The sequence below is a fragment of the Paractinoplanes lichenicola genome, from assembly GCF_016785085.1.
Classification (GTDB): Bacteria; Actinomycetota; Actinomycetes; order Mycobacteriales; family Micromonosporaceae; genus Actinoplanes; species Actinoplanes lichenicola.
The window spans coordinates 804,049-816,881 of sequence record NZ_JAENHO010000004.1; the positions used below are offsets into that span (position 1 = coordinate 804,049).

The 12,833-nt window shown below is 71.8% G+C and carries 7 protein-coding genes; 6 read left to right on the plus strand and 1 reads right to left on the minus strand.

The window, feature by feature from the left end:
- Window positions 1-27: 27 nt before the first annotated feature.
- On the minus strand, window positions 28-1,533 hold the full coding sequence (locus JKJ07_RS17280; protein WP_202992567.1) for an FAD-dependent monooxygenase: 1,506 nt from the start codon (window positions 1,531-1,533) through the stop codon (window positions 28-30).
- A gap of 250 nt (window positions 1,534-1,783) precedes the next feature.
- Here JKJ07_RS17280 and JKJ07_RS17285 point away from each other — a divergent pair, with 250 nt between their 5' ends.
- The 6 genes from JKJ07_RS17285 to JKJ07_RS17310 form a co-directional block, all read left to right on the plus strand.
- Window positions 1,784-2,086, plus strand: coding sequence for a phosphopantetheine-binding protein (locus JKJ07_RS17285; protein WP_202992568.1), 303 nt, complete (start codon window positions 1,784-1,786; stop codon window positions 2,084-2,086).
- Entirely contained in the window at window positions 2,083-3,324 is a 1,242-nt protein-coding gene (locus JKJ07_RS17290) for a cytochrome P450 (protein ID WP_202992569.1), read from the plus strand. The genes JKJ07_RS17285 and JKJ07_RS17290 overlap by 4 nt, the downstream gene beginning before the upstream one ends.
- 5 nt (window positions 3,325-3,329) lie before the next feature.
- Window positions 3,330-4,043 carry a thioesterase II family protein gene (locus tag JKJ07_RS17295; protein WP_202992570.1) on the plus strand — a complete coding sequence of 238 codons (714 nt, stop codon included), beginning with the start codon at window positions 3,330-3,332 and terminating at the stop codon, window positions 4,041-4,043.
- A gap of 34 nt (window positions 4,044-4,077) precedes the next feature.
- A complete protein-coding gene (locus JKJ07_RS17300) occupies window positions 4,078-7,095 on the plus strand; it encodes a type I polyketide synthase (protein WP_236029022.1) in 3,018 nt (1,005 codons plus the stop codon).
- Between the two features lie 40 nt (window positions 7,096-7,135).
- A complete protein-coding gene (locus JKJ07_RS17305; RefSeq protein ID WP_307834302.1) occupies window positions 7,136-11,746 on the plus strand; it encodes an SDR family NAD(P)-dependent oxidoreductase in 4,611 nt (1,536 codons plus the stop codon).
- A 9-nt stretch (window positions 11,747-11,755) separates the two neighbouring features.
- Window positions 11,756-12,833 (plus strand): beta-ketoacyl synthase N-terminal-like domain-containing protein (locus tag JKJ07_RS17310; RefSeq protein WP_202992571.1); only part of this gene is annotated, 1,078 nt, incomplete at its 3' end.

Here is a 12,833-nt window from a genome sequence, read left to right on the forward strand (position 1 = left end):
GCCCTCGTTTTGCTTGTCTGAGGTTGGTCAGTCGCGCGGGGCCGGGCCGAACCAGGTGGCGAGGGCGGTGCGCAGCGCCGGCACATCGAGCGGCTCGTCGGCGGCCGCCGCCCAGGCGACGTGACCGTCCGGGCGGACGAGCAGCACGGCGGGAGCGGGCACCTCGTCCAGCTCCGGAACCATCCAGAAGTCCTCCGCGCTCGTCGCCCGGACGAGGTCGACGCGGCCGGCCCAGCCGCCCGCGACGGCGGCGACCTCGTCCCCGCCCGAGGCCGCCGCCGCGGCGCGCAGGTCGAGCAGGAGGGGACGGGCGGCGTGCAGCAACTGGTGGACGCTGACGTCACCGGCGTCCGTCGTCAGGTCCTCGTCCGGGACGCGGCGGCCCGCCAGCGGATGATCGGAACCGACCTCATAGCGGACGGTCAGCGCGGTGAGCATTCCGCGCAGCCGCCGGTTGACCTCGTCGATCTCCATGAGCGAGCCGAACACGTCGCGCAACGCGTCCGTCTGCGCGCCCGGACGGGCGAGGGCCGACTGCGCCCGGGTGTTGTGCAGGACGCGCTCGCCGACCGGGTGCCGCTCGCTGTGGTAGGTGTCCAGCAGGCTCTCCGGCGCCCGGCCGGTCACCACCGCGCCGAGCTTCCAGCCCAGGTTGACCGCGTCCTGAACGCCCATGTTCAAGCCCTGGCCGCCGGCCGGGAAGTGGATGTGCGCGGCGTCGCCCGCGAGCAGCACGCGGCCCGTCCGGTAGCAGGCGGCCTGCCGGGCGGCGTCGCTGAAGCGTGAGATCCAGCGCGGGGCGCGCATGCCGAAGTCGGTGCCGGCGAGCCTGATCAGCGACTCGCGGAGCTGCTCGAACGTCACTGGCTCGTCGCGGCCCGCGACCCGGTCGTACTCGGAGGTGATGACCCGGTACCAGCCCGGCTCGAAGGCGATCGCCGAGTAGTCCCCGGTGGCGCTGCGCCGCACCCACACGTAGTCCTCGCGCAACTCCGGCAGTTCGACGTCACCGATCAGCGCGGTCATCGTCGCCGGGGTGCCCGGAAAGTCGACGCTCGCGAGCTTGCGCACGGCGCTGCGACCGCCGTCGCAGCCCACGAGGTAGCGGGCCCGCACCGCGCGGGTGCCGAGCTCGACGGTCACCCCGGATTCGTCCTGCCGGACACCGCTCACCTCGGCCGACCACTGGATCCGCACGCCCAGCTCGACGGCCCACTCCTCGAGCAGCCGCTCGATGTCGGACTGCAGAATCATCAGCGGATAGGGGTACCGCGATTCGGTCTCGTCGAACTCCAGATAGAGACCGGAAAAGTGGCCCACCGGCTGCGGATCGCCTATTTTCAGGAACCGATCGAGAATGCCGCGCTGGTCCAATACCTCAAGGGTGCGCGAGTGCATTCCGCCGGCCCGGGATTCGCCCGTTCTTTCCTCGAGCCGCTCGACCACCAGGACGTCGGCTCCCGCCAGGCGCAGCTCGCACGCGAGCATCAGTCCGGTCGGCCCGGCCCCGGCGATCACCACATCCGCATCCATGCCGCCTTCTTCCACGTCGTTCCCCTTACATCCCGGCTCGGCGTTGTCGCCCCATCGTGGCGGGCGGGCGTGGTGGACCACCAGGCAAGCGGGCCGTATTGCGCTGTCTCGCCGGCGGGGCCAGGGGTTGAGCGGGCGCGGTACCGGTATGCCGGCGGGTGAATCGGCGCAACACTCGATCCGGTCGCAAAAAAATTGAGCACCGCAGTGGCCGGGGATCGATCCGGAAAGACCGGAAAAGGAGTCAGAAATGGAATCGACACCGCGGGTGAGCCACCAGAACGGTGGCGGGGGCACGATCGCGGAACCACCGGTCACGGCGGATTCGCTGGCGCGGGCGGTCGCGGACGTCTGGTCCGAGTGCCTGGGCGGCCGTGAGGTCGCGCCGGAGGACGACTTCTTCGCGGTCGGCGGCAGCTCGCTGAGCGGCATCAAGATCATCGACCGGCTGGCGGAGGACTACGGCGTACGGCTGTCCGTGCGGGCCTTCTATCTGGCGCAGACCCCGACCCGGGTCGCCGAGCTGATCGAGCAGGGGAGGGCGGCCGCGTGAGGTTGACGCCGGGTCCCGACCGCGACATCGACCTGGACACCGTCAACCTCTTCGACCTCGACCTCTACACGGCCGGCGACCCGCACACCGTCTGGAACGCCATGCGGGCCAAGGCGCCGCTGCACCACCAGGTGCTGCCGGGCGGCCGCGAGTTCTGGTCGGTCACCCGCTACGAGGACGTCTGCCGCGTGCTCGGCGACCACCGCGAGTTCACCTCCGAGCGCGGCACCGTGCCCACCCACCTGGGCACCGACGACGTGGCGGCGGGGAAGCTGCTCACCTCCACCGACCCGCCGCGCCACACCCAGGTCCGCCGCGCCATCGGCGCCAAGCTCACCGCGCGTGCGGTGGCGACGTGGCAGGACCGGATCCGGCAGGCCATCGTCGGCTTCCTGGAGCCGGCGCTCGACGGCGAGGTCTTCGACCTGGCCGAGCGCGCGCTGCTGCTGCCCGCGATGATCACCGGACCGCTGCTGGGCATCCCCGAGAAGGACTGGGCGGAGCTGGTTCAGCTGACCGCGATGGTGACGGCTCCCTCGGACCGGCACTTCTGCCACGGCAGCGAGGACGCGACGCTGGCGATCGCGCACCACGAACTGCTCAGCTACGTCACCGAGTGGGTCAAGCAGCGGCGGGCCAGCGGCGAGGCCGACGGCAGCGTGCTCGACCACCTGGTCAACGCCACCGCGGGCGACGCGCCGCTGACCGACGAGGAGATCGCGCTCGACGGCTACAGCATCCTGCTCGGCGCCAACGTGACCACGCCGCACACCGTCTCCGGCACGGTGCAGGCGCTCATCGAGCATCCCGAGCAGTTCGCCCGCGCGCAGGCCGACGAGTCGCTGATCCCCAACCTCGTCGAGGAGGGCCTGCGCTGGACGTCCGCCGCGACCAACTTCATGCGGTACGCGGTCGACGACATCGAGATCGGCGGCGGCACCATCCCGGCCCGGGGCGCGGTCGTCGCCTGGATCGGCTCGGCCAACCGCGACGAACTCCAGTTCCCCGACCCCCACGTCTTCGACATCGCCCGCAACGGCGCCAAGCGTCAGGTCGCGTTCGGCTTCGGCCCGCACTTCTGCATCGGCGCGCCGCTGGCCCGCATGTCGCTGCGCATCTACTTCGAGGAGCTGCTGCGGCGGTTCTCCTCGCTCGAGTTCGCCGGCGAGCCGGAGCACCTCCGGTCGTTCTTCATCGCCGGAATGACCCACCTGCCCATCGTCGCGCGGAAGCGGTAGAGACCATGACGACACCGTGGCTCGTCCGTCCGCCCGCAGATCAGCCGGCCAGGCTTTTCTGCTTCCCGTTCTCGGGTGCCGGTGCGTCCGCGTTCAGCGCCTGGCCGTCCACGCTGGACGACGTCGAGGTCTGCCCGGTGCAGTTCCCCGGCCGGGAGAACCGGCTGGCCCATCCGCACTACGGCACCTACGAGCAGCTCGCCGACAGCCTCGTCGAGGTGCTCGCGCCGCTGCTCGACCGTCCCTACGCGTTCTTCGGCCACTGCGCCGGTGCGATTCCCGCGTTCGAGACCGTGGTCCGGCTCGCCGAACGCGGCCTGCGTACACCCGAGTGCCTCTTCGTGTCGGGCCAGCCGGCACCGCACGACGCGTCCCGTGACCGGATGCTCGCCATGAGTGAGCCGGAGCTGCGCGGCGAGCTGGAGGCGTTCCTGCTCGGCCGCGGCATCACGCCGCGGCCCGACATGATCGAGATGGGCCTCTCGGTGCTGCTCGACGACCACGCCGCCGCCGGCCGGTATCGGCGGGCGGAGCCGGTCGCCATCCCGTGCCCCGTCGTCGTCGTGCACTGGCGCGACGACCCCGAGGTGAGCCTCGGCGAACTCGCCGGGTGGGGCGCCTACTCCGCCGCGGTCGACTTCCAGGTCGTCGACGGCGGCCACTACGACTTCATGGACGCGCCGGACCAGCTCCGGAAGGTACTGACCACCTGGCGGTGAGACGCCGGCCGTACGCGAAGGATGGAGCAGAAGCATGGGTGAGGCAGGAGCCGGCATCGCGGTCGTGGGAATGTCGTGCCGCTTTCCGGGCGTATCGAGCCTGGCGGAGTTCTGGCGGCTGCTCCACGACGGCGAGTCGACAGTCGGGAGGTTCCCCGAGCGGCGCGAAGCCGGCGGGCAGGCATCAGCCCACCCCGACGCGGCCACCCTGCGTACGGGGTCGTTCTTCGACGCCATCGACGGGTTCGACGCTTCCTTCTTCGGCACGGGCGCCGCGGAGGCGGCCGCCATGGACCCCACCCAGCGGCTGGGCCTGGAGCTCGCCTGGGAAGCCGTCGAGGACGCACGGATCCCGGCCGCCACGCTCGCGGGCCGCGAGATCGACGTCGTGGTCAGCACCGCGCCCTCCGGGTACGACCTGCTGCGCAAGATGTCCGGCAGCGACCGCGACGACCACTACGCCGCGCTCGGGTCGAGCGGCGCCTTGATCGCGAACCGGATCTCGATCCTGTTCGACGTGCGCGGGATGAGCTTCTGCGCCGACTCCGGCCAGTCGTCCTCGCTGGTGTCGCTGGCGCTGACCTGCGAGCGGCTCCGCAGCGGGGCGGTCGACACGGCGATCGTGGGCGGGGTGCACCTGATCACCGACCCGGACGCGGGTCTCGCCCTGGCCAACCTGGGCGCGCTGTCGCCCGACGGCCACTGCTACACCTTCGACGACCGGGCCAACGGCTTCGTGCGGGGCGAGGGCGGCGCCTTCGTCGTGCTCAAGCGGCTGGACCTCGCCGTCGCCGACGGCGATCACATCTATGCGGCGATCGGTGGCTGGGGTGTCGCCAACGGCGGAGCCACCAGCCGGATGCCCGATCCCAGCCCCACCGGGCAGGCCGCGGCGACGCTGGCCGCGCTCGACCGGGCGGGTGTCGCCTTCGCCGACGTCGACTACGTCGAGGCGCACGGCACCGGCACCCGGCTGGGCGATCCGGCGGAGCTCGCCGGCCTGCGCGAGGTGTCCCGCCGCCGCGACCGCACCCGCCCGCTGACGATCGGGTCGGTCAAGACCAACGTGGGCCACCTGGAGCCGGCCGCGGGCATCGTCGGTTTCGTGAAGGCGGCGCTCTGCGTCGACCGTGGCTTCCTCGTGCCGAGCCGGAACTTCCGGTCGCCGAACACCGGTGTCGCCGACTTCGCCCGGGACTTCGAGGTTCTCGGCGCCGCCCGGCCGTGGCCCGGATCGCCCGGCCGCCCGCGCCGGGCCGGTGTGTCGTCGTTCGGCATGGGCGGCACCACGGCGCACGTCATCCTGGAGCAGGCCCCCGGCCGACCGGCGACCACCGAGGAGGTCGCCGGGACGCTGCCCTGGGTGCTCTCGGCGCGCTCGGCGGAGGCGCTGCGGACGCAGGCGGCCAGGCTGCGTGAGTTCGTTGCCGCGGACTCGTCGCTCACCCACGCCGACGTGGCGCGCTCGCTCACCTCGACCCGAACCCTCTTCGACCACCGGGCGGTGCTGCTCAGCGACGGCCGTGCGGCGGCGCTGGCCGACCTCGACCTGGTCGCCGCCGGGCTGAGCTCGGCCCAGGTGGTGCAGGGCGTGGCCGGCGCACCGAGCCGGAAGATCGTCTTGGTCTTCCCCGGTCAGGGCTCCCAATGGCTGGGCATGGGAAAGCAGCTGTACGGCGAGTCCGAGGTCTTCGCCCGCGCGATCGACGACTGCGCGGACGCCTTCGAGCCGTGGCTTTCCTGGTCCCTGACCGACGTGGTCACCGGGGCCGAGGGGGCGGCATCGCTGGACCGGATCGACGTCGTTCAGCCCGCGCTGTTCGCGATGATGGTGTCGCTGGCGGCGCTGTGGCGTTCGCTCGGTGTCGTGCCCGACGCCGTGGTCGGGCACTCGCAGGGCGAGGTCGCCGCGGCGTACGTCGCGGGCGCTCTCTCGCTCGCCGACGCCGCGCGGATCGTCGCCGTCCGCAGCCGGGGCATGGCCACACTCGCCGGCAGCGGCGGGATGAGCGCGGTCGGCGCGCCCGCGTCCTGGGTGCGGGACCGGCTGGCGCGGTGGCCGGGGCGGTTGTCGATCGCCGCGCTCAACGGCCCGGCATCCGTGGTCGTCTCCGGAGAGACGCCGGCCCTCGACGAGTTCGCCGAGCTGGCCGCCGCCGAGGGTGTCCGGGTGCGCCGCGTCAAAGTCGACCTGGCCGGCCATTCGCACTACCTCGAGCCGTTGCGGGACCGGCTGCTCGCGGACACCGCGTGCGTCGCGCCGATCGAGACGGCGATGGAGTTCTACTCGACGGTCACCGGCGGGCGGTTCGACACCCGGGGGCTGGACAACGCGCACTGGTACGCCAACCTGCGCTCACCGGTGCGCTTCGCCGAGGTGGTCGAGCAGCTGATGGGCACGCCCGGCAGCGTCTTCGTCGAGGTCAGCCCGCGCCCGGTGCTGCAGCTGGCGATGGCCGAGACCGCCGACGCGCTGAGCGTCTCTCCCGTGGTGGTGAGCACGCTCCAGCGTGACGACGGCGGCCTGCGCACGGTGCTCACGTCGCTGGCCGAGCTGTTCGCCCGCGGACTGCCCGTCGACTGGGCCGCGACGGCGGACCGCCGTCCGGCGCGCCGGGTCGCGCTGCCGACCTACCCGTTCCAGCGGCAGCGGTACTGGCTTTCCGCGACCGAGGCCGAGCCCGAGCGGGCGGCCGGCCCGGCGCTGGACACGGAATCCGCCGTGCTCGACCTGGTGTGCGCCGAGACGGTGACGATGCTCAGCACCAAGGGCAGCGACCTGCGGCCGAACGACATCGCGGCGCGTGCGGCCGAGACCTTCCGGGACCTCGGGCTCGACTCGTCGCTGGCGGTCGGGCTCCGCAACCGGCTCGCCGCCGCGGCCGGGGTGCGGCTCTCCGCCACAGTGGCGTTCACCTACCCCACACCGCAGGCCCTCGCCCGTCACGTGTTCGCCCTGGTCGTACCGGAAGCGCCGGCGCCGGCGGAGCCGGCCGGGACGGCGAGTCCCGACGACGAGCTGTTCGCGCTGATCGACCGCGGCTACGCGTAACCCCAACCGTTCTCTGTCCCGCCAATTTGGGAGGCCCCTGGTGGAGGAACTCGACAAGCTCCGGTCCTACTTGCGACGCGCCGTGAGCGACGCCCAGTCGCTGCGGGACCGGGTGCGTGAGCTGGAGGAATCCGCTCGCGAGCCGATCGCGGTGGTCGGCGTGGCGTGTCGTCTTCCCGGCGACGCCGCCTCACCGGAGGACCTGTGGGAGATCGTTTCCGGCGGGGCGGACGTGATGACCGACCTCCCGCTCGACCGCGGCTGGGACATGACGACGCTCTCCGGCCCGGACACCGAGGCGACCGGGACCACATACCCGCAATCCGGTGGTTTCCTGTCGGACCTCGCGGGTTTCGACGCACCGTTCTTCGGGATCAGCCCGCGCGAGGCGCGGGCGATGGACCCGCAGCAGCGGCTGATGCTCGAGGTGTCGTGGGAGGCGCTGGAGCGGGCGGGCATCGACGCGGGCGGGCTGCGCGGCACGAACACCGGCGTCTTCACCGGTCTCTACGGTGTCGACTACGGCCCCCGGATGGGCAGCGACGCGGCCAGCGAGATCGAGGGGTACGCGCTCACCGGCTCGTACACCAGCGTCGCCGCGGGCCGGGTGGCCTACGTCCTGGGCCTGGAGGGCCCGGCCGTCTCGATCGACACGGCGTGCTCGTCGTCGCTCGCGGCCGTCCACCAGGCCGTGCGGTCGCTGCGCTCCGGCGAATGCGAGCTGGCGCTGGCCGGCGGCGTCTCCACCATGCCCACGCCCGGAGTGCTCGTCGAGCTCGGCCGTCAGCGTGGTTTGTCGGTGGATGGGCGTTGTAAGGCGTTCGCGGATGCGGCGGATGGTACGGGTTTTTCTGAGGGTGCTGGGGTTTTGGTGTTGGAGCGGTTGTCGGATGCGCGGCGTCGTGGTCGTCGGGTGTGGGCGGTGATTCGTGGTTCGGCGATTAATCAGGATGGTGCGTCGAATGGTTTGACGGCGCCGAGTGGTCCTGCGCAGGAGCGGGTGATTCGGGCTGCGTGGGCGGATGCGGGGGTGGGTGCCGCGGATGTCGATGTGGTGGAGGCGCATGGGACGGGTACGCGGTTGGGTGATCCGATCGAGGCGCAGGCGTTGCTGGCGACGTATGGGCAGGGTCGGGTGGCGGGTTCGCCGTTGTGGTTGGGGTCGTTGAAGTCGAATATCGGTCATACGCAGGCGGCGGCGGGTGTCGCTGGTGTGATCAAGATGGTGATGGCGTTGCGGCGTGGGGTGTTGCCGCGGACGTTGCATGTGGATCGGCCGTCGTCGTTTGTGGATTGGTCGGCGGGTTCGGTGGAGTTGTTGACCGAGGCGCGGGAGTGGGTCGGTGATGGGGGTCGGCCGCGCCGGGCCGGTGTCTCCGCCTTCGGCATCAGCGGGACGAACGCACACCTGATCCTGGAGGAAGCTCCCGCCGACGTGTCGATCGACGCGTCCCCCACCACCGCCGGCCCGGTTGCCGACGGGCCGGCGGTGGTGCCGTGGGTGCTCTCCGCTCGATCGGAGCCGGCCCTGCGGGAGCAGGCGGCCAAGCTGCGTGACCTCGTCACCGAGGCCTCCCCGGCGGAGATCGGGCATGCGCTGGTGGCGACCCGGGCGCTGCTGGAACATCGCGCCGTCGTGGTCGGAAACAGTCGCGACGAGTTGCTCGCGGGTCTGACCGCGATCGCGGCGGCCGACGGGAACGGCCCGGTGTCCGGCGTCGCGACGCTCGGCGGGAAGACCGTCTTCGTTTTCCCGGGCCAGGGTTCGCAATGGGCGGGCATGGGACGAGAGCTGTGGGAGTCCTCGCCCGTGTTCGCGCGCCGCATGCGTGAGTGCGCCGACGCGCTCGCACCGTACGTCGACTGGTCGTTGTCCGATGTCCTGGGCGACGCCGAGGCGTTGAAGCGGGTGGACGTCGTGCAGCCCGTGCTGTGGGCCGTCATGGTGTCGCTGGCCGAGGTCTGGCGCTCGTGCGGCGTCCAGCCCGCGGCCGTCATCGGCCATTCGCAAGGGGAGATCGCCGCCGCCTGTGTCGCCGGCGCACTGACTCTCGAGGACGCGGCGAAGGTGGTCGCGCTGCGGTCGAAGGCGATCCTGGCGCTGTCCGGCCGCGGGGGAATGGTGTCGGTCGGGCTGCCGGTGGACGCCGTGCGTGCCCGCCTGACGGAGGGCCTGTCCATCGCCGCGATCAACGGTCCGGCGTCGGTGGTGGTCTCGGGCAACGTGGCCGAGCTGGACGCGCTGCTGGCCGCATGCGAGGCCGACGGTTCGCGGGCCCGCCGCGTCCCGGTCGACTACGCCTCACACTCTGCCTCCGTAGAGGACATTCGCGGCGAGCTGGCCCGGCTGCTGGCAGGGCTCACCCCGCAGGCGTCCGCGGTCCCGTTCTTCTCGACGGTCACGGCCGGCTGGCTCGACCCGGAGCGGCTCGACGCCGGCTACTGGTACACCAACCTGCGGCAGACGGTCCGCTTCGAGGAGTCCGTCCGGTCCCTCGCCGAGCAGGGCTTCCGCTATTTCATCGAGGCGTCGGCCCACCCGGTGCTGGCCCTCGGCCTGGAACAGACGCTGGACAGCGCGGACGCCGCGGCCACGGTGGTGGGAACACTGCGCCGTGACGAGGGCGGTCTCGATCGCCTGTTCCGGTCGATGGCCGAGCTGTTCGTCGCCGGTGGGCCCGTGTCCTGGGACACGGTCTTGCCGGTGCGGGACGGACGGTGGGCAGAGCTGCCGACGTACGCGTTCCAGCACCAGCGCTACTGGCTGAACACGCCGCACGAATCGCACTCCACGACCGTGCCGGACCAGCCGTTGTACCACGTCACGTGGGCCTCCCGGCCGACACCGGCCGACGCCTCGACGGTGCGCGGCAACGTGACGGTCGCCGATCTCGGCGGACTCGTCGAGGTGCCGCCGGTCGTCATCGTCCCGGTCGGCCCGACGGGGTCGCCCGGCACCGGCACGCCCGCCGCGGTCGAACATCACCTGCACCACGTACTGCGGGTCACGCAGGACTGGCTCGCGGACGACCGGTTCGCCGACGCGCGACTGGTCCTGGTGACACGGGACGCGTTCCGCGACGACCACGTCTCACACCCCGACCCGGTCGCGGCCGCGATCTGGGGATTCGTACGCTCCGCGCAGACCGAGAACCCCGGCCGGATCACCCTCGTCGACACCGACGGCCGGCCAGGGTCGTGGGACCGCGTCCCGATCGCGGCCGAGACCGGCGAGGACCAGATCAAGATCCGCAACGGCGTGCTGAGTGCGCCGCGGCTGGTCCGTGCCGCTGTCCCGGCGAGCGCCGGCGCGTTCCCGAACTCCGGCACGGTACTGATCACCGGCGGCACCAGCGGGCTCGGGGCGATGCTCGCCCGGCACCTGGTGCAGCGGCACGGCGTGCGCCGGCTCGTCCTGACCAGCCGACGCGGCCCGGCCGCGCCGGCCGCGTCCGACCTGCGGGCGGCGCTGGCCGAGGCGGGTGCGGAGGCCGAGATCGTGGCCTGTGACATCACCGACCGCGACAGCGTCGCCGAGTTGATCGCGTCGGTGCCGGCCGAACACCCGCTGTGCGCCGTGATCCACTGCGCGGGCGTCCTGGACGACGGTGCCGTCGAGACGCTCAGCGCGGATCGGGTCGACGCGGTGCTGGCGCCGAAGGTCCGCGGCGCCTGGCACCTGCACGAGCTGACCAGGCAGCTGGACCTCCAAGCGTTCGTGCTCTACTCCTCGATCGCGAGCGTGCTCGGCACTGCCGGGCAGGCCGGTTACGCGGCGGCGAACGGCTTCCTGAACGGCTTGACCGAGGCCCGCCGCGCCGAAGGACTGCCCGCCACCGCGCTCTGCTGGGGCTTCTGGGCGGAGCGCAGCGAGATGGTCGCGGATCTGGGCGAGGCGGACCTGGTGCGGCTGCGCCGCCAGGGCATAGTTCCGCTGTCCACGCAGGACGGCCTCGCGCTCTTCGACACGGCGTTCGGGCCGGAGGCGGCGGGCCGGGCGGTGCTGGTGCCCGCGCGCCTGCAGCAACCGGCCGGCGCCGACCGGCTGATCTCGCCTCTGGTGCGGGAGCTGTTCGCGGGCAGCGGCGAAACGGAGACGACCGAGGAACCGGCACAGGAAGGTCTCGAACAGCGGCTGACCTCGCTGCCACCGGCGGAGGCGGAGAAGGTCCTGCTCGAAGTGGTCCGCACGCAGACCGCGGCGGTGCTCGGCCACGCCGACATCAGCGCGACCGGTGCCGCCTCGACGTTCAAGGAGCTGGGCATCGACTCGCTCACCGCGCTGGAGCTGCGAAACAGACTGTCCGCGGCGCTCGGCCGGAAACTGCCCGCCACCATGGTCTTCGACCACCCCAACCCGCGGGCGCTTACGAAGTTCCTGCTCACGTGGCTCGTTCCGGACACCGCGGCGCCGGCTGAATCCGTGGCCGACCGGCTGACGACCGAGATCGCGGCGCTGGGCAATCGCCTGGACGAGGCGAGCCTCGAGCTCACGTCCGATGAACAGGCGGCCATTTCCACACTGCTGGGCGAGCTGCGTGGCCGGGTGGCGGCGAAGGCGAGTGCGGCGGCACCGGTCGGCATCACCGATCGCATCAGTTCGGCCTCGGCGGGAGAACTGCTCGCGCTGCTGGACAACGAGCTCGGCTAGGGGAGAACGATGACCAACGACAACAACGCCGATGTCCTCGACTACCTCAAGCGGACATCGATCGAGCTGATGGAGACGCGAAAGCGCCTGCGCGAACTCACCGAGGCGGCCGGCGAGCCGATCGCGGTGGTCGGCGTCGCTTGCCGCTACCCGGGCGGCGCCGCCACCCCGGAGGCGCTGTGGGACCTGGTCGAGTCGGAGGCGGACGTCCTGTCGGACTTCCCGGACGATCGGCACTGGGACCTGGACGCCCTGTACGACCCGGATCCCGACAAGCCGGGCACTTGCTACACGCGTACCGGCGGCTTCCTCGGAGAGGCGGGCGACTTCGACGCGGAGTTCTTCGGCATCAACCCCCGCGAGGCGCTCGCCGCCGACCCGCAGCAGCGACTGCTCCTGGAGATCTCCTGGGAGTCGCTGGAGCGGGCCGGCATCGACCCGAAGACCCTGCGCGGCAGCCGCACCGGCGTCTTCGCCGGCCTCGCCTACTTCGGCTACGGCAACCACTTCTCCACCCCCGAGGTCATCTCGGGCTACGGGCAGCTCGGCTCGCTGGCGAGCGTCGCCTCCGGCCGGGTGTCCTACGCCCTGGGCCTGGAGGGCCCGGCCGTCTCGACCGACACCGCGTGCTCGTCGTCGCTGGTCACGGTGCACCAGGCGGTGCGTTCGCTGCGCCAGGGCGAATGTGATCTCGCGCTGGCCGGTGGCGTCACGGTCATGGCTACGCCGCAGGTGCTCCGCGAGTTCAGCCGTCAGCGTGGTTTGTCGGTGGATGGGCGTTGTAAGGCGTTCGCGGATGCGGCGGATGGTACGGGTTTTTCTGAGGGTGCTGGGGTTTTGGTGTTGGAGCGGTTGTCGGATGCGCGGCGTCGTGGTCGTCGGGTGTGGGCGGTGATTCGTGGTTCGGCGATTAATCAGGATGGTGCGTCGAATGGTTTGACGGCGCCGAGTGGTCCTGCTCAGGAGCGGGTGATTCGGGCTGCGTGGGCGGATGCGGGGGTGGGTGCCGCGGATGTCGATGTGGTGGAGGCGCATGGGACGGGTACGCGGTTGGGTGATCCGATCGAGGCGCAGGCGTTGCTGGCGA